This is a genomic window from Sphingobacterium sp. xlx-130 (assembly GCF_011007405.1).
In the GTDB taxonomy this organism is placed as follows: domain Bacteria; phylum Bacteroidota; class Bacteroidia; order Sphingobacteriales; family Sphingobacteriaceae; genus Sphingobacterium; species Sphingobacterium luzhongxinii.
The window spans coordinates 38,799-56,999 of the sequence record NZ_WFKN01000006.1; the positions used below are offsets into that span (position 1 = coordinate 38,799).

Annotated in this window: 17 protein-coding genes; 11 read left to right on the forward strand and 6 right to left on the reverse strand. The window is 38.6% G+C overall.

All coding sequences use genetic code 11. From position 1 onward, the window contains the following. Position 1: 1 nt before the first annotated feature. Positions 2–1,540: a 2,3-bisphosphoglycerate-independent phosphoglycerate mutase gene (gene gpmI, locus G7B18_RS11560; protein ID WP_164122650.1), complete on the reverse strand. Its 1,539-nt coding sequence runs from the start codon at positions 1,538–1,540 to the stop codon at positions 2–4. 128 nt (positions 1,541–1,668) lie between these two features. Here gpmI and G7B18_RS11565 point away from each other — a divergent pair, with 128 nt between their 5' ends. The 6 genes from G7B18_RS11565 (at position 1,669) to G7B18_RS11590 (ending at position 8,044) form a co-directional block, all read left to right on the forward strand. Further along, positions 1,669–2,055, forward strand: a complete 387-nt coding sequence (locus G7B18_RS11565) for a DUF4783 domain-containing protein (protein WP_164112475.1) — start codon at positions 1,669–1,671, stop codon at positions 2,053–2,055. Positions 2,056–2,135: 80 nt separating this feature from the next. Beyond that, complete coding sequence (nadC, locus tag G7B18_RS11570) at positions 2,136–2,993, forward strand: carboxylating nicotinate-nucleotide diphosphorylase (protein ID WP_164112476.1); 858 nt, start codon at positions 2,136–2,138, stop codon at positions 2,991–2,993. Positions 2,994–3,002: 9 nt separating this feature from the next. Further along, the gene (gene plsY / locus G7B18_RS11575) at positions 3,003–3,653 is read left to right on the forward strand and encodes a glycerol-3-phosphate 1-O-acyltransferase PlsY (RefSeq protein ID WP_164112477.1); all 651 of its coding nucleotides are present in this window, start codon (positions 3,003–3,005) and stop codon (positions 3,651–3,653) included. Between the two features lie 70 nt (positions 3,654–3,723). After that, positions 3,724–4,527: a M48 family metallopeptidase gene (locus G7B18_RS11580; RefSeq protein WP_164112478.1), complete on the forward strand. Its 804-nt coding sequence runs from the start codon at positions 3,724–3,726 to the stop codon at positions 4,525–4,527. 106 nt (positions 4,528–4,633) lie between these two features. Continuing rightward, on the forward strand, positions 4,634–5,710 hold the full coding sequence (locus G7B18_RS11585) for an agmatinase family protein (protein ID WP_164112479.1): 1,077 nt from the start codon (positions 4,634–4,636) through the stop codon (positions 5,708–5,710). Positions 5,711–5,830: 120 nt separating this feature from the next. Continuing rightward, positions 5,831–8,044: an NADP-dependent isocitrate dehydrogenase gene (locus G7B18_RS11590; RefSeq protein ID WP_164112480.1), complete on the forward strand. Its 2,214-nt coding sequence runs from the start codon at positions 5,831–5,833 to the stop codon at positions 8,042–8,044. Positions 8,045–8,115: 71 nt separating this feature from the next. Here the strand turns inward: G7B18_RS11590 and G7B18_RS11595 are convergent, their stop codons facing one another. Together G7B18_RS11595 and G7B18_RS11600 are read right to left on the reverse strand one after the other, a co-directional pair. Then, on the reverse strand, positions 8,116–8,748 hold the full coding sequence (locus tag G7B18_RS11595; RefSeq protein ID WP_164122651.1) for a nitroreductase family protein: 633 nt from the start codon (positions 8,746–8,748) through the stop codon (positions 8,116–8,118). 3 nt (positions 8,749–8,751) lie between these two features. Continuing rightward, complete coding sequence (locus G7B18_RS11600; protein ID WP_164112482.1) at positions 8,752–9,357, reverse strand: TetR/AcrR family transcriptional regulator; 606 nt, start codon at positions 9,355–9,357, stop codon at positions 8,752–8,754. A gap of 140 nt (positions 9,358–9,497) precedes the next feature. On the opposite strand from G7B18_RS11600, the gene G7B18_RS11605 reads away from it, so the two are divergent. Beyond that, positions 9,498–10,319, forward strand: a complete 822-nt coding sequence (locus tag G7B18_RS11605) for a patatin-like phospholipase family protein (protein ID WP_164112483.1) — start codon at positions 9,498–9,500, stop codon at positions 10,317–10,319. Positions 10,320–10,323: 4 nt separating this feature from the next. On the opposite strand, the gene hisD is transcribed toward G7B18_RS11605, so the two are convergent. Then, positions 10,324–11,616, reverse strand: coding sequence for a histidinol dehydrogenase (hisD, locus tag G7B18_RS11610; RefSeq protein WP_164122653.1), 1,293 nt, complete (start codon positions 11,614–11,616; stop codon positions 10,324–10,326). Next, the gene (gene hisG, locus G7B18_RS11615; RefSeq protein WP_164122655.1) at positions 11,616–12,467 is read right to left on the reverse strand and encodes an ATP phosphoribosyltransferase; all 852 of its coding nucleotides are present in this window, start codon (positions 12,465–12,467) and stop codon (positions 11,616–11,618) included. The genes hisD and hisG overlap by 1 nt, the downstream gene beginning before the upstream one ends. A 329-nt stretch (positions 12,468–12,796) precedes the next feature. Here hisG and G7B18_RS11620 point away from each other — a divergent pair, with 329 nt between their 5' ends. Then, complete coding sequence (locus tag G7B18_RS11620; protein WP_164112486.1) at positions 12,797–14,395, forward strand: M60 family metallopeptidase; 1,599 nt, start codon at positions 12,797–12,799, stop codon at positions 14,393–14,395. A gap of 214 nt (positions 14,396–14,609) precedes the next feature. Continuing rightward, the gene (locus G7B18_RS11625; RefSeq protein WP_164112487.1) at positions 14,610–15,497 is read left to right on the forward strand and encodes a cation diffusion facilitator family transporter; all 888 of its coding nucleotides are present in this window, start codon (positions 14,610–14,612) and stop codon (positions 15,495–15,497) included. A 12-nt stretch (positions 15,498–15,509) separates the two neighbouring features. On the opposite strand, the gene G7B18_RS11630 is transcribed toward G7B18_RS11625, so the two are convergent. Beyond that, complete coding sequence (locus G7B18_RS11630; RefSeq protein WP_164112488.1) at positions 15,510–16,304, reverse strand: sulfite exporter TauE/SafE family protein; 795 nt, start codon at positions 16,302–16,304, stop codon at positions 15,510–15,512. Positions 16,305–16,503: 199 nt separating this feature from the next. Here G7B18_RS11630 and gdhA point away from each other — a divergent pair, with 199 nt between their 5' ends. Beyond that, positions 16,504–17,835 carry an NADP-specific glutamate dehydrogenase gene (gdhA, locus tag G7B18_RS11635; protein WP_164112489.1) on the forward strand — a complete coding sequence of 444 codons (1,332 nt, stop codon included), beginning with the start codon at positions 16,504–16,506 and terminating at the stop codon, positions 17,833–17,835. A 75-nt stretch (positions 17,836–17,910) separates the two neighbouring features. Further along, a complete protein-coding gene (locus G7B18_RS11640; protein WP_164112490.1) occupies positions 17,911–18,156 on the forward strand; it encodes a hypothetical protein in 246 nt (81 codons plus the stop codon). Positions 18,157–18,201 lie beyond the last annotated feature (45 nt).

Here is an 18,201-nt window from a genome sequence, read left to right on the forward strand (position 1 = left end):
GCTAGTATACCAAAACATCTCCGGTCATTTCTTTAGGGATAGTCAACCCCATGATTTTAAGTATTGTTGGAGCAATATCACCTAATTTGCCATCTTTGATATGCTTATAATCTTCATCAATCAATATACATGGCACTAAATTAGTCGTATGCGCTGTATTTGGAGAGCCGTCCGCATTGCGCATAAATTCAGAATTGCCATGGTCTGCTAAGATAATGAAAGAATATCCATATGATAAACCAACCTCTACAACTTGTTGTGTACACCGATCTACCGTTTCAACAGCTTTGACTACAGCATCAAATACACCTGTATGTCCTACCATATCCGGATTAGCAAAATTAAGGCAGATAAAATCAGGTTGATTTTCTCTAATATCATCTGTAATTGCCTGGGTAATGGCAACAGCACTCATTTCAGGTTGCAGATCATATGTCGCGACTTTTGGTGAAGGAATTAAAAGTCGTCTTTCATTTTCAAACTCAGCTTCTTGGCCACCCGAAAAGAAAAAAGTCACATGAGGATATTTTTCGGTTTCGGCTATTCGTACTTGACTTTTTCCCTGTAAAGCTAATGCCTCGCCCAATGTTTTAGAAAGGTTGTCTTTTTGAAATACTACGTTGATATTTTTGAATGTTTCATCATAGGCTGTCAAAGTAACATAATGTAAATTTAGAGGATGCATACCATATTCTGGAAAAGCCTCTTGGGTGAGTGCAATGGTGATCTCCCGACCTCGGTCTGTCCGGAAATTAAAACAGATGACAACATCCCCATCAGCGACTGTAGCTATTGGGGTATTTGTCTCGTCTACAATAACAATAGGTTTTATGAATTCATCGGTAATACCGTCATCATAGGAAGCCTGTACGCTAGCGACTACATCTGTTGAATGTGTTCCTATACCTTTAGTTAATAAATTGTAAGCTTGCTGAACGCGCTCCCAACGATTATCCCGATCCATCGCATAGTATCTACCTATAGCGGAAGCTATTTTTCCACAGGAATGTACTAGATGATTTTTAAGATCTTGCAAGTAAGGAACTCCTCCATTAGGATCAGTGTCTCTGCCATCCATAAAGGCATGTATGAAAACTTGATCATCCCGCAGTCCAAAAAATTGTGCGGCGTCGCATAAAGCTTTTAAATGATCGATATGTGCGTGCACGCCACCGTCAGATAACAAACCTATGAAGTGTACCTTCTTCTGGTTTATCTGTGCGTAACTAAATGCATTTTGAATCGTTTGATCACGATTGAACTCTCCGTCGCGAGCAGCCTTATTAATACGGCCTAACTCTTGATATACTACCCTGCCTGCACCTAAGTTCATATGGCCGACCTCAGAATTTCCCATCTGTCCTTGCGGAAGTCCCACCGATTCGCCTGATGCTTCTAACTTAGAGTTAGGATAGCCTGCCAATAGCTTATCAAGAAAGGGCTTTTGAGCGGCTAAGACTGCGTTTGAACTATCTTCTTTGCCATACCCTAATCCATCCAGGATAAGTAGGGCTACTTTTTTTTGATTTAAATTGTCCACACACAAATATAATGATTTTAAAAGATAATGTTTTCACTATGCTTGGTTTAAAAAGCACATTTGTGGCATACTTTTAGCTTGCTATTTGCCATTTTAAGCTTATTATGCTTCGTTACCTATTGTATCTTATGATGACTAAAAACTTGATTTTCCTTGCTATTCCGTCTATAATTTTACTATGCTCATTTCAAATTATTAATTTAAATAACAATATAATCCAAGGACTAAAAGCGAATAATGCCAAGGCAGTTGCCAAATATTTCTCATCCTCTATTAGTCTCTCTATTGATAAAGAAGAACAAGTCGTAACCCGGTTTCAGGGCGAATTGCTTCTTGCTGATTTTTTTAGACAGCATAAAGTGACAGAAGTCAAAAGGGTTACTGCCTCTGGTGGTAACCAATCAAACCGCTATTTTATCTATAATGTCAAGACTGCAAATAGAAATTTTCGCGTTCTAGTGAAAGTCATTGAATTGAAGGGAGCTGCATCAATATCTGAGCTCCGGATAGATTGATTTTTGAAGAGTTAATAAACAATAATTTTTTAGAATAAATTTATTTTATTCATCTTAGCTTATTATTTGAAACAAATTAAATGGATCGAGAGTATAAGAAAGAGCTTAGTTTTTTTGTACAACAGGCTTTGAGGGAGGATGTTAGGGACGGAGATCATACCTCTTTAGCAGCTTTGCCCGAAGATAAAATGGGGGAAGCTAAACTGCTAGTGAAAGAAAATGGTATTGTAGCAGGAGTTGACGTAGGAGTTGAAATATTGAAAGAAGTAGATCCTACGCTACAAATTGAAGTTTTTATTAAGGACGGTGATAAAGTGAATGTGGGAGATATCGTGTTGACTACAAAAGGTAGGATTCATTCTATTCTTAAAGCAGAACGCTTAGTACTTAATGTCATGCAGAGGATGTCAGGGATAGCTAGTAGAACAGCGCAGTATGTCAAGGAATTAAGTGGCACAAAGGCTAGAGTATTGGACACAAGAAAGACCACGCCTTTACTTCGATTTTTAGAAAAGAGAGCTGTTGTTGTCGGAGGAGGGGTGAATCACCGTTTTGGCCTGTACGACATGATTTTGATTAAGGATAACCATGTTGATTATGCGGGAAGTGTTTTTCAAGCGGTGTCTAATGCGTTAAAGTACAAGATAGAAAAGGGAATCGATATACCGATAGAAGTAGAGGTGCGTAATTTTCAGGAACTTGAAGAATTGATGGGCTGCAATGGTGTTGAGCGCGTGATGTTTGATAATTTCACACCGGAAAATGTAAAAAGAGCCGTAGAATTGGTAAATGGTAAGATGATGACAGAGGCTTCGGGCGGAATTACATTAGAGACAATACGTAGCTATGCCGTGACTGGTGTAGATTTTATATCAGTAGGAGCGTTGACCCATTCGGTAAAAAGTCTAGATTTAAGTCTTAAAGCCAAACTTATTTAATTGGAATTGATGATTTCTATTTACTTAGTAAGTATCGTAATTCTAGCCTATATATTTGGATCAATACCGACTGCTGTTTGGTTTGGACAAGCATTTTATGGTGTGGATGTTAGGGAATATGGAAGTGGGAATGCTGGTGCCACCAATACCTTTCGTGTGTTGGGTAAAAAAGCGGGTGCAATCGTGATGTTTGTTGATATATTTAAGGGATGGACGGCCACTAACCTACCGTACCTATTGGATTCATCCATAGTTGGCGATTATCGATCACCGCATTTTGTGAATTTTCAGCTCGCGTTAGGAGTTATCGCTGTTTTGGGGCATTTGTTTCCGCTTTTCGCAGGATTCAGAGGAGGAAAGGGCGTTGCGACTTTGTTTGGGATGGTGTTGGCTATTCACTGGCCTGCCGCGCTATGCTGTGTATCTGTATTTATTTTATGTTTGTTGATTACCCACTATGTATCGTTGAGTTCAATCTCTGCCGGGTTTACCTTTCCGATAACATTAGCTCTAATATTTAAGACAACAGTACCCTCGATCATGCTTTACGCTATTGCAATATGCGCGTTAATATTGATTACACATCAGAAAAATATAGAACGTTTACTGAAGGGGCACGAGTCCAAAATTTATCTATTTAAAAAAAGACGAAACGATTAGTTTTTTAGGCATAGGAATTGTTAATTATTTCTTGTATTTGGCTTAGCCATCGCAGATAAAAAATATTTTGATGAAAAAGTTATTTAAATACACAGCTATAGTATTGATGGCGGGAGTGGTCGCCGGCTGTGCAACCTCAGCTATCACAGGTCGAAAGTATCTTAAATTGGTCGATAGTAGCGCTATTAATGAACAAGCCGCGTTGGCGTACAAAGAGTTTCTGTCAAATTCTAGTACAAGAGTGGTTACCGGTACCGCTAATGCCACAGCAGTAAAGCGTGTTGGAAATAACATCGCGGCTGCAACTATGAGATTTCTTAAGGAAAGAGGTATTGCCGATCGATATAATTTTAATTGGGAATTTAATTTAATTGAAAATGATGAAGTAAACGCTTGGTGCATGCCGGGTGGTAAGGTCGCTGTTTTTACGGGTATTTTACCGTTTACGGGCACGGATGCTGGACTGGCTACAATAATGGGGCATGAGATCGCACATGCTATTGAAGAACATTCAGTAGCACAGGTGTCAAACAAGATCGCTGCTCAAGGGTTAGGTCAGATCATCGGTGTTGCTTCGCAAACCACTGATAATAAATGGATCGATGCGCTTAATCTAACTTACGGCATCGGTGCTCCTATCGGTATGTTGAAATTTTCGCGAGAGGACGAACTAGCTGCCGATAAGGCTGGGCTTATCATAATGGCAATGGCTGGATATGACCCTAATGCTGCAATTAAATTTTGGGAGCGCATGGCCAGTGCTAAGTCCGGCAATCAACCGGCAGAATGGTTGAGTACTCACCCTAATGATGCTAGAAGAATAACGCAATTGCAGAGTTTGATACCCGAAGCTATGAAGTATTATAAAAAATAGGGTTTTGGAAACTCCTAGGTATATATACGAAAACAGCAGCCATTTGGTTGCTGTTTTATTTTTATAGAAATAGTATCTTTGCGCATTGTAGTTAAAAATACATTTTATGTCGACAAAACAAGAAAAGATAGCAAATTTTGATCCATCCCAACCGGGGTTGGCAGATGCAAGTATTTATGGATTGCCGTTTTCTGCGGATGAGAGTGAAGTTATTATTGTCTCTGTACCATGGGAGGTGACAGTGAGTTATGGAGCAGGAGCATCGGACGGGCCTGGGGCCATATTTGATGCGTCTTTTCAAGTTGACTTATTGCATCAGGAGTTTCCTGAGTTATGGAAACTAGGTATTTATTTGGATGAAGGGCCAGCACATTGGAAACCCAATAGTGACTTATATAAAGCAATGGCACAGCCAATCATCGAGGCGCTTGAAAATGGACAGAATATCGAAGACTTCCCAGCATTAAAAACTGATTTGGATAAAATAAATGAAGCTTCGAAGGTATTAAATCGCGAATTAAAGGAACGGGTATCGTCTTGGATAAAGAAGGGTAAAAAAGTGATCCTATTGGGAGGAGACCATTCTACCCCTTATGGTTATTATGAGGCGTTGGCAGCAAGCTATGGTACTTTTGGGATACTTCATTTCGATGCACATATGGATCTACGTATCGCTTATGAAGGATTTACATTTTCACATGCTTCAATTATGTATAATGCCATCCAGCTTCCTGAAGTAACAAAGTTAGTTCAAATTGGAATCCGTGATTTCTGTGAGCAGGAGGTAGAAGTTGTCAGAGTTTCTGAAAAAGTAAAAGTCTTTACAGATGCTGATTTAAAGAAAGAACAATTTGAAGGCAAGACCTGGAAAGAGCAGGTCGATGAGGCCATTGCTTTACTGCCTGCCAATGTTGCTGTGAGCTTTGATATAGATGCTTTATATCAATGGTATTGTCCAAATACAGGCACACCGGTACCTGGAGGGGTATCCTATGAGCAAGCCGTATATGCTTTAAGTCGTCTAGCAGAATCTGACAGGAAAATAATAGGTATGGATCTTGTAGAGGTCGCTCCGGGGGAGGATGAATGGGATGGGAATGTTGGTGCGCGCCTATTATACCATATGTGTGGCGTCATAGCCAAGAACAATGGCTTGAAGGTTGGAGATAAAGTCATATTTTAGGCTTTTATGGGGATTTACCCTTTGATTTTGTTATCTTTAGACGAATTTTAACGATATAATCAACTATTGTTAATATTCAGGATCTTAAATCGAAAAAATTATAATATTTCAACAGAAACTATGTCTTCTAAGATTATTTACACTAAAACAGACGAGGCGCCATTATTGGCTACTTATTCATTTTTACCGATTGTACAAGCATTTGCAAAAACGGCTGATATTGACGTTGAATTGAGAGATATTTCGTTAGCGGGACGTATCCTTGCTAATTTCAATTCCTATTTGACACCTGAACAACAAACAACTGATACGTTGGCTGAATTGGGACAACTGGCAACTACACCTGACGCAAATATTATTAAATTACCAAATATTTCGGCTTCGATACCTCAATTGAAAGCGGCTATCGCCGAATTACAGCTTGCAGGTTATGCGGTGCCTAATTACCCAGATAACCCTTCTAATGATGAGGAAGAGAAAATCAAAGCCGGTTATGCAAAGGTATTAGGCTCTGCTGTGAATCCAGTATTGCGAGAAGGAAACTCGGATCGCAGAGCACCTAAAGCTGTGAAGAACTATGCAAAGACAAATCCACATAGAATGGGCGCTTGGGCAGCAGATAGCAAAACTAAGGTTGCCTCTATGACGGAGGGCGATTTTTATGCTACCGAGCAATCTGTGACTATTGAAGAAGAATCTCAGTTTAAAATAGAATTTGTCGCTGAAGACGGTTCTGTAAAAGAATTGAAAGGTTTAGCTCCGCTAAAAGCCGGTGAAGTCATTGATTCTTCCGTCATGAATGTTGCTAAACTAAAAGACTTTGTTGCAGCTACTATTGCGGAAACGAAAGAAGCTGGAGTTTTGTTGTCAGCACACTTAAAAGCTACCATGATGAAGGTCTCAGACCCTATTATCTTTGGTGCTATCGTTGAAGTATATTTTAAAGAAGTATTTGCCAAGTATGGTGAATTGTTCGCTTCTTTAGGTATCAATAAGAATAATGGCTTGGGCGAGGTACTTGCTAAAATAGCTGGTAATGAAAAAGAAGGCGAAGTTAAAGCGGCTATTGAGTCTGCTATTGCTAATGGTCCTGATTTGGCTATGGTTAATTCGGATAAAGGAATTACCAACCTACATGTACCTTCTGATGTGATTGTCGATGCTTCTATGCCAGCGATGATACGTATAGGTGGTAAAATGTGGGATAAAACAGGTGCAGAACGTGATACTATTGCGATGATCCCTGATCGTTCGTATGCAGGTGTCTACGAAGCTATGATCGAAGACTGTAAAGAAAATGGTGCCTTAGACCCAAAAACAATGGGTTCGGTACCAAACGTAGGTTTGATGGCGCAGAAAGCAGAGGAATACGGTTCTCATGACAAGACTTTCCAAGCAACAGCTAAAGGAACAATTCGTGTTGTCGGTGCAAATGGCGATGTATATATGAGTCAAGCTGTAGAAGCGGGCGATATCTTCCGTATGTGTCAGACAAAAGATGCTCCTATTCAAGACTGGGTTAAGTTAGCTGTTAATCGTGCTCGTCTATCGGCAACACCTGCAGTATTCTGGTTGGATGAGGCGCGTGCACACGATAGAGAGATTATCAAGAAAGTAGAGAAATACCTAGGTGATTTTGATACAAATGGTTTGGATATCTTTGTAATGTCTCCAGTAGAGGCTACAAAATTTTCATTGGACCGTATTCGTGAAGGTGAAGATACTATTTCCGTAACGGGGAATGTTTTACGCGATTACCTTACCGATTTATTCCCAATCTTAGAGGTTGGTACTTCAGCTAAGATGCTGTCTATAGTTCCTTTAATGAACGGAGGAGGTCTATTCGAAACAGGTGCAGGTGGTTCTGCTCCAAAACACGTTGAGCAGTTCTTAGAAGAAGGCTATTTGCGTTGGGATTCCTTAGGTGAGTTCCTTGCTTTACAAGCTTCTTTCGAGCATTTAGCACAAACACAGAACAATAGCAAGGCTCAGGTTTTGGCAGATGCTCTAGATGAGGCAAATGCATTGTTCTTGGCCAATGATAAATCTCCAGCACGTAAAGTAGGTCAGATAGACAACCGTGGCTCACATTTTTACCTGACTTTATACTGGGCGCAAGAATTAGCAAAACAAACTAAAGATGCTGATTTAGCAGCTAAGTTTGCCGCATTGGCACAAACGCTGACAGCCAATGAAGCTAAGATTAACGAAGAATTAATTGCTGCACAAGGTAAAGCGCAGGATATTGGTGGATATTACTTCCCTAATGATGCGCTTGCTTCTACAGCGATGCGTCCTTCAGCAACATTGAATGCTGCAATTGCGGGCTTTTAAGCAATTCTTAACTTATAAAAAAACGCCCTATACCGAATGGTTAGGGCGTTTTTGATAGAAACTATAAAAAATTAATTAAAATTGATGACGAAGTCTTCTGGTTTTGTTCTCACTTTTTTCAGGTTGACCAACCAATCATTTGACTCATCTCTGTAACCTAGTGCCAGTATCGTGACCGATTTCAGTCCCAATTTATCCAGGCCTAAAAGTTCATCCAGTTGTACATTCGTAAACCCTTCCATCGGCGTAGCATCCACACGTTGCTCTGCGGCGGCGGCTATAGCCATTCCGAAGCCGATGTAGGCTTGTCGGGCAGCATGTGCAAAGTGTTGCTCCTTGGTTTGTTGTGCAAACATCCCAAACAATGTATTCTTATAATCGTCTGAAGTTCCTAGCGGTAATTCCCGTTCTATTTCCTGCTGCGCGAATACGGCATCTACACGTTCTTTTGTATATTCGTCATAAGCCGCAAAAATCAATAGATGAGAAGAGTCTACAATTTGTGTTTGCCCGAATGCAATAGGTTGAATTTTAGCCTTAAGCTCGTGATTGCTTATCTGTATAACTTTAAACGGTTGTAATCCGGACGAGGTAGGAGCCATTCTGGCCGCTTCGATAATATAGTCTACTTTTTCTTGTGCTACCGGAGTGCCGTTCATCTTTTTTGTGGCGTATCTCCAGGATAGATCTTGTAATAAGCTCATTGTTTATTTGTTGTTTTTTAATGTAAATATAAAACCTTCAACGGCGTCTATTAGTGTTGCTGTAGGTGCTGAGGGAATATTGTCCTCTGATAATAGCGCAATCGCTACAAAACCATGAAGTGTAGACCAGAAGGTTTTGAGCTTCAGATGCTTATCTGCGGTGTTGTTTGCCGAGTCAGTTAAGATTTGTTCAATAGCATTATACATATAGTTTGAAGTACGTTGCATTTCTTTCGAGCTATTGATAGTCTCGCAGGGGGGGATTCCTAATCCAAACATGATTCTATAATGTTGTACGTAAGAAGATGCGAATCTCCAGTATGTATAGGCGATATCACGTAAGCGCTCGCTGGAATCCATTTTGTATTCAGGAATCAAACTCATCTCGTGCGATAGGATGCTGAACCCTTCTTTTGAGAAATACTCGATAATTGCTTCTTTACTTTCAAAGTGTTTATAGATTACAGGTGCACTATACTCGATGGCATCCGCAATTCTTCGGATAGAAAGGGCCTGCCAGCCATCCTCCATTATTATCTTCCACGATTGGGTGATAATTTTATTGCGTAGTTCCTCAATTTCACGTTCTCTTCTGCTTGCTGTACTCATGTGTTTAAACATTTAGTTAACACTGTTAGCAAAAGTAGCACCTGTTTTTGTTTTTTGCAAATATGACCAGTTTTTTAGACTTTCCGTTGACAAAAATAAATTTATCTTTTTTTTCATAACTTTAATCAAAACTGTATACAATGCAAAAACAGAAGGTATCTTTGATTTTAGGAAGTGGGGGAGCGCGGGGTATTTCTCAAATAGGTGCTATACAATGGCTCCTCGAGCAAGGAGTCGAAATAGATGAAGTAGTAGGGTGTTCCATAGGTTCCCTAGTCGGGGCTGCTTTTGCCGGAGGAAAAATAGGAGAGCTGGGAGAATGGATGAGCAAGCTGACAAAGCGAGAAGTATTTCGCTTAATGGATTTTTCGGATCCTAGATTTGGGATATTAAAAGGACAAAAGGTGATGCGTACTTTACAGGAGGTTTTCGAAGATATTGATATTGAAAATTTACCCATAAGATATACTGCGGTAGCAACAGATCTCGCTAGCGAAAAGGAAGTTATTTTTCGCAGTGGCAGTATTTATTCCGCCATTCGAGCTTCTATAGCTATACCGGCTGTTTTCCAGGGAATACACCTTAAAAATCAATTTCTCGTAGATGGAGGGGTGTTAAATCCCGTTCCAGTAAATCATGTGCAAAATACCGATAATATAAAAATCGCCATCAATTTAGATGGATCTCCATGTTCAGCGAATCCAAAGGTCTATAGTAAACTTAATGCCATCGGGATACTACAGGAATCTTATATGGCTATGCGTCGACGACTTAGTATGCTTAGTATGCAGCTTTATAAGCCAGATTATATTGTTAACGTACCTTGCGATATTTCTGGAATATGGGATTTCGACAGGTCAGCCGATTTAATAAAAGCAGGTTACCAACTGGCTAAAGAGACGCTTTCTGATCCTATAAAAACCATTAAAGAGAGCCAAATAGAAATTTCTGGCTCTCTTTAATAAGTTATAGTGATGCTTTACGTATAGTGACCGCATTTTTGTGAGCGTGCAACCCTTCCAGTTCAGCCAGTATTTCTACAACGGAACCGATCTGTTCTAGACCTTGTTCATTTATTTGTTGAAAGGTAATTTTTTTGATAAAGGAATCTGTAGAAACCCCCGAATAAGATCGAGCGTATCCAGAAGTAGGCAATGTATGGTTCGTTCCTGAAGCATAGTCACCTGCACTTTCAGGAGTTAAGTGTCCTAAAAAAACAGATCCAGCATTGAGTATAAGAGAGGTGATAGACTGCCACGAATCCGTTTCTAGTATGAGGTGTTCTGGGGCGTATTGATTCGAAAAACTCATGGCTTTTCTTAAATCAGGAGTTAGTATAGCATATGAATTGGCCAGTGCTGCACTCGCGGTCTCCTTGCGAGGTAGCAGCTGAACCTGAGAGGCCAATTCTCTATTTACTTCTTCAATAAGATTAGCTGATGTCGACACTAGAACTGCTTGACTATCGGCCCCATGCTCTGCTTGTGCTAATAAATCGGCAGCAACATAACTAGGATTTGCTGTTTCATCTGCGATAATAAGAACTTCAGATGGTCCTGCCGGCATATCAATACTAACGTTAGTTTGAGCTTGTATTATACTTTTAGCCTTAGTAACAAACTGATTACCTGGTCCAAATATTTTATCAACTTTAGGGATGGTTTCGGTTCCAAACGCCATTGAAGCAATAGCTTGAGCTCCACCGACTAAGTATACACGATCTATTTTTAAAAGAGTAAGGCAGAATGCAATGAAACCGTTGATTTTACCCGACTTTTGAGGTGGAGAACAAACCACAATCTCTTTACAACCTGCTATTCTTGCCGGAACTCCTAACATGAGAAGAGTAGAAGGTAGAACTGCTGAGCCTCCAGGTATATACAAACCCACTCGTTCAATAGGGCGGATCTCTCGCCAGCATCTGACCCCAGGCATAGTTTCTGTTACTCTTTCTCTTTTCAATTGTGTACTATGAAATCGGTGTATGTTTTGAAAAGCAATTTCCAAAGCACGTTGCTGATCCCGGGAAATGGTAAGCGCTAGTTCTTCTATCTCATCTTTTTCGAGGTATATGTGTTCTAAGTTGACTTTATCAAACTTGGACGTATAGGCTTTCAACGCAATATCTCCATCTTTTTTGACCTGATCAATTATACTGTTGACCGTCTCTTGAATGGTATTATTTGGATCGGTGTTTCGCAAGGTTAAACGTTGTACCTCAGTCGGTAGTAGGTTTTCGTAATTGTATACTTTAAGCATTATAAAATAATTTTTTCGATTGGCATAACCACTATCCCTTGTGCTCCAGCCGATTTTAACTTATTAATTTTCCCCCAAAAGTCGTCTTCCGAAATCACCGTATGCACAGCAAACCAACCTTCCTCTGCCAAAGGAACAACAGTAGGGCTCTTTACTCCATGAAGAAGTTTAGTCACTTTTGGGAGATTTATTTTTTCAACATTTAACACGACATATTTAGTCTCTTTAGCACGAAGTACTGATCGTATACGCTGCAGTAATTCGCATAACACCTCGTTCTCTTCCAAACCTTCACGACCTATTAGTATAGCTTCGGACTTTCGAACATCAGCAAATGGTTTTAAACCATTGCTCTTCAATGTTCCTCCTGTAGACACTATATCACAGATCGCGTCACTCAAACCTAAACCCGGAGCTATTTCGACAGAACCTGATATCGTCTGTATATCAGCGGTGATCTTATATTCCTGAAGAAAATTCCTTAAAATAACAGGGTATGAAGTAGCAATAGACTTTCCGTTCAGATCTTTAAGATCGGTGATTGTCGAATCTCTTGGAATAGCCAACTTTAGCATGCATTTTCCGAATCCCAACCTTTGCAGATAAGTAACGCTGGATTCCGTCTCATCGATTACATTTTCACCGACGATACCGATATCTGCTATACCTTCTTCCACGTAGCCCGGGATGTCATCATCACGGAGGAATAGAATCTCTAGATTGAAGTTAGAAACAGTAGTAATTAGCGAGCTTTTGTAATTTTCGAAATCAAGACCACAGTTTTTTAAGAGTTGAACTGACTTTTCGTTTAATCTACCCGATTTTTGGATAGCTATCTTTAAATTTTTCAAAATGAATTGCTTAGTTGAAATTAAACTATTATTAATATTAAAATGAAATCGGAGGGGGATGCTTCACGTAGAAACACATAACATTACATATCGCCAAACTGGCGATGATGCATATGAATGTGATGTGATAGCGATGTTATCATTTATTAATAATAATTAGTCAAATTTATAGTTTTGTTAGAGAATGTGCAAGCTTTTTTTTCTTAAGATAAAAATTAAACAATCGTTTGCAATAAGATTCTACTCCTCATATTTGCATTGTCACTTTTTTGTTGCGTTCTTTTGAATCTATTATCTCTTATTTTAGATATTCTTATGAAGTAACAATTATGAAAAAAATTCTATGTACAGCACTTGCTTTAAATCTACTGACAGTAGGTTTGGACGCGCAGACCACATCTGATCTCAAGACGATCAATAGCAGCTTGTCTATTTTTAATGATCCTGTCGCTACAGCTCTAAAAACTGGTGTTAATACCAAGGAGGTTAATAATATATTAGATCCTGTTATTAAAGGTGTGGCTTTACAGATGTTGAAAGGAACTTATGATAATAGTTTCAAAATTAACACCTACAATGCTTTGCTTTCCCCCACAACATTAGGAAAAGAACTTAGTATCGGAAACGGGTACAGTAAATACGAGAATATAACGGGCGTCTATTTACCATTAGGCAGACATGTTGTCTTGGTAGAAGGAATTGATAAGGATAAGAAAGTGAACTTGGTGATTCCAAACTGGGAGCGCAAAGCGCCAAACCCTGAGGAGCCAACTAAGGATCCGAAAGGATGGGGAATAGAGAAGCAGACATTCGAACTGCAAAACGGAACCAATGTGATTGAATTGAAAGAATATGGAAGTTTGGCATATATCGACTATTTCTCGGATACCCCTTCAAAAGAAAAGCCTATCAAAGTCCACTTTATCACTGGCAAGACTAATGGATATTTCGATATCAAAAGACATAATAATACGGATTGGAATAAGTTAGTTGATAATGCGGTATTCCCGATACTGGATGGTATTGGAGAGCATATACAGATCGCTTATCCCGTTGAGGCGATCAAAAAGTATGCTTACGGAAAAGGAGTGGAGTTGATTAGTAATTACGACTCTCTTGTTTATCGACAACATCGGATATTGGGATTGATTAAGCATGGGAGGGTACCTCAAAATAAAATTTTATCACGGGTAAATTATAATTATTATATGTTTAGAGACGGTGATGGAGTAGCATACATGGGAGACAAAAAAGGCTATGCAATGAATCTTGTGGTAGATCCTAATCGAGTCGTAAAAGGTGATCCGTGTTGGGGATTCAGCCATGAAGTCGGTCATGTGCATCAGACACGACCTATGTTTAATTGGGGAGGCCTAGGGGAGGTGAGTAATAATTTGTTTTCATTGTATGTAACACGTTCTTTCGGTAACCCCACAAGAATATCCGAACAAGGAAATTATAAGACGGCAAAAGAAAAGATAATTGACGGTAAAATATCATTTCTACAGGATCCGGATGTCTTCAATAGATTAGTTCCATTTTGGCAGCTACAGTTATATTTTGAGGGAGCTGGAGCAAATCCCGATTTTTATCCAGATTTGTTCCAAACGTTTCGTGATCAAGCAAACAATAAGGATAGCTCTAATCAGGTGAAAAATACGAATTGGGCACAGGAACGTATGCAAGGCGAGCGAAATCCTGCAATTCACCAACTGAATTTTGTAAAAACAGCTTGTGAAGTTGCTAAAGTGGATTTAAGTGAGTTCTTCGATAAATACGGATTTTTCTATATTGGAGAGTTTGAGATGGATGATTACGGAAAGTATAGATATAAGATGACAGCAGATATGGTGGACGTTTGCAAAAATGAAATAAAGAAAATGGGATTGAAAAAGCCTGTATTGGATATCACATTGTTAAGGGATTAATATACCTGCTACAATTCTATATAAACCCAAACACCTCATAAGTGTTTGGGTTTATATTTACCCTAAAAGGTCGCAGTTTGTTATCATTTTATATTTAACATAATGCAAATTATTAAACTTTTGTGCTTTTCAAAGAAGGTGTTGATCTTAAATATGCCATTTATGGATTCCATAGCCGAAATTTATTTGCTTACTTTGCATAAATATCTTAAACATGTCAAAAGCAGATAAAGCAGAAAAAACAATTTATTTTAGTATTTTAGGTAGTTTAGGTTTAGCTTTGATAAAATGGTTCGCCGGATTCTTTGGGAATTCATTCGCTCTAATTGCAGACGCCATAGAATCTTCAACAGATATTTTTTCTTCAATCTTAGTATTATTAGGGATCAAATATTCCAAACGTCCAGCTGATAAGACTCATCCATACGGTCACGGGCGCATCGAGCCTTTAATAACATTTATAGTCGTGTTGTTCTTAGTTATGTCAGCAACCGTAATCGCGCATCAAAGTGTGATAAATCTACGGACGCCACATGAACCTCCAGCTGCTTGGACACTTATTGTGTTAGGAGGAATTATTTTATGGAAAGAAACAAGCTATCAAATTGTTAACAGACGTGCAAAAGCGTTAAATAGCAGTTCTTTGAAGGCCGATGCGTGGCATCATCGTAGCGATGCTTTAACTTCAATAGCTGCATTTATAGGTGTTTCTATAGCAATATGTCTTGGTGAAGGGTATGAATATGCCGATGATTGGGCTGCTTTATTAGCTGCCGGTTTTATTTTATATAATTGTTATCGTATTTTCCGTCCTGCTTTAGGAGAAATTATGGATGAAAATATCTTTGAAGATTTGGTCGATCAGGTCAAAGAAATGGCATTGCTAGTTGATGGTGTTCTTGCCACGGATAAGTGTTTTGTTCGTAAAGTTGGGATGTTTTATATCATTGACCTTCATGCTGTTGTGGATTCAGATTTGACAGTCAAACAGGGACACGATATAGCTCATGCATTAAAGGATTATCTCATGGATAATATGTCCGACATCTCCAATGTTTTTGTGCATATTGAACCCTTTAATCCAGCTATGAAATGTGATTAATTATCCACAGAACTAATTTTTCAGAAGGAATTCGTTAATTATTATAAAGATTCCCACAAAAAAAATTAGAAATCCTAGTATTTTTTTTAATTGATTCCCAGTGAAGAATCGTAATAAATAGAATCCAATAAGCATTCCCAGTATCAAAGCACTTGTATACTGTAATACTAAATTCCAATCAAATACAGTGAATTTTTCTAAATCTCCAACAAGTCCGAATAGGGAATTAATGGCAATAATAGCTAATGACGTAGATACGGCCCTTGTCATCGGCATTTTGTAAAAATTAATCAAAGCAGGTATAATTAAGAAGCCTCCTCCCGCCCCTACTACACCAGTTATAAAACCAACGCCTATACCCTGTCCTATTGTTGTCCCTTTGGAATATTTTTTTTCTATCTTCCAGTTCTGTTCGATTTTCCTGTTTATCATAGAGAAGGCAGAAAGAATCATAATACAGGCAAAGAAAATCATTAATACCGTATTTTGATGGATGCTCCAAGGGCCGATATTAAATACCTTCGGCACCAAAGGAAGAATAAATTGCCTTGTTAGGAAAACGGTAATTATGGAAGGAAGCCCAAAATCCAATACTTTCCGAAATTCTATCGTGCCTTTGGTGAAATTAATCACAGAGCCTATAAATGAAGATACACCAATAGCGAAGAGGGAATAAGTCGTTGATAAATTAGGGTCTACATGCAAAATATAGACAAGTACAGGAACAGTTAGAATAGACCCTCCACTCCCCATCATCCCAAGAGTGATACCTATTACAACTGCCAATAGAGAACCGAAAATTTCCATGCCTAAACACGGTAAATCTAATCAATTTTAGTATATGTAAGTACTTATTCAGCATAAAAAGTCTGCTTTTATAAAAATTAGTTATTAGGTAGGTTTAATTAGTAAACTTAATTTGTATTTCGTTTTTTATATTTTATTAAAGTAATTTGATTAAAATTGTTAAATTTGAAAACATCGAAATGTAATATTTATAATAATAATGCTAAACCTTAAGAATTTTATAAAACACGTAAAAGATCGGAATCCAAACGAGCCGGAGTTTTTACAAGCTGTAGTTGAAGTGGTTGAGGATCTTATACCGTATATTAACGAACATCATCCCGAGTTCGAAGAATTGAAAATTTTGGAACGTTTAACTGAACCCGAACGAGTTGTATCTTTTCGGGTAGCTTGGCTAGATGATGCAAACCAGATTCAAGTTAATAGAGGTTATAGAGTTCAGATGAATAGCGCTATAGGGCCGTACAAGGGAGGTTTGCGTTTTGCTCCAAATGTTAATTTAAGTATCCTTAAGTTTTTAGCGTTTGAGCAGGTATTCAAAAATTCACTTACAGGTCTACCAATTGGTGGTGGTAAAGGTGGTTCCGACTTTGATCCTAAGGGTAAGTCCGATAATGAAATCATGAGATTTTGTCAGTCTTTTATGACAGAGCTATATCGCCATATTGGGGCTGAGACAGATGTTCCCGCTGGAGATATCGGCGTTGGCTCTAGAGAAATCGGATATCTTTTTGGTCAATATAAGCGGATACAGAATAATTTTACTGGAGTTCTTACCGGTAAAGGTGTTCATTGGGGTGGCTCATATATTCGACCAGAGGCCACGGGTTATGGACTTTTATATTTTGTAGAATGTATATATGATTTTATAAATGAAGATATTGAAGGCAAGATTATCACTATTTCTGGAGCTGGGAATGTAGCCCATTTCGCTGCTGAGAAAGCAATCGCTTTAGGTGCAAAGGTAATCACCTTATCAAATAGCTCTGGTACTTTGTATGATAAAGAAGGCTTCACTTTAGAGAAATTGTCCTACATTGGTAGTTTAGGACGAGAATTGCACAAATATACAAAGAGATATAAAGTAGCAACATTTCATCCTGGAGAGAAGCCTTGGCAATTTAAATGTGATATTGCCCTCCCCTGCGCCACACAGAATGAACTGAACGAAGATGATGCCAAGAGGCTTATTAAAAATGGGTGCAAATGCGTGGCCGAAGGAGCCAATATGCCATCTACTGCGGAGGCTGTCAAAGTGTTCTTAAAAGCTAAAGTATTCTTCGCTCCAGGTAAGGCTGCCAATGCAGGTGGTGTAGCCGTTTCAGGCCTGGAGATGTCACAAAATTCTATCGGACAGCAATGGCCTTCAAGTAAAGTTGATGGCAGATTGAAGGCAATTATGGAAAATATTCATAAAGCATGTGTTCGTTATGGAAAAGAAGAAGGAGGCTATATTAACTATTTAAAAGGTGCAAATATCGGTGGGTTTATAAAAGTTGCGGAATCAATGAAGTCTCAAGGAGTTTTATAGATTGTAATCGACTTTAATATTTAGGCATTTAAAAGGATTTTCCTTACTTTGCGAGCTTATACAAATCAAAATAAAATGAGGGTATTAGCAGAGCTACCACATCCAGACTGTAAAATTTCGATCTTCGGCATGAATCAGAAATTTATAATAAAATTTGAACAAGGAAATCTAGAACAGTCCTATAAGATAGCAGAAGCAGATGTTTTAAACGGGGTCAATGGTATATTTGAAATTTTAGATGAGCGTTTTATAAATAAAGTTCTTGAAAACTTCTCTACGATGAGATTGAGTTTTAACGAAACTTATAATAGATATTATTAACATATTAATTTGTGTGTCAATAGAATAAAGGGGGGCATCGGCTCT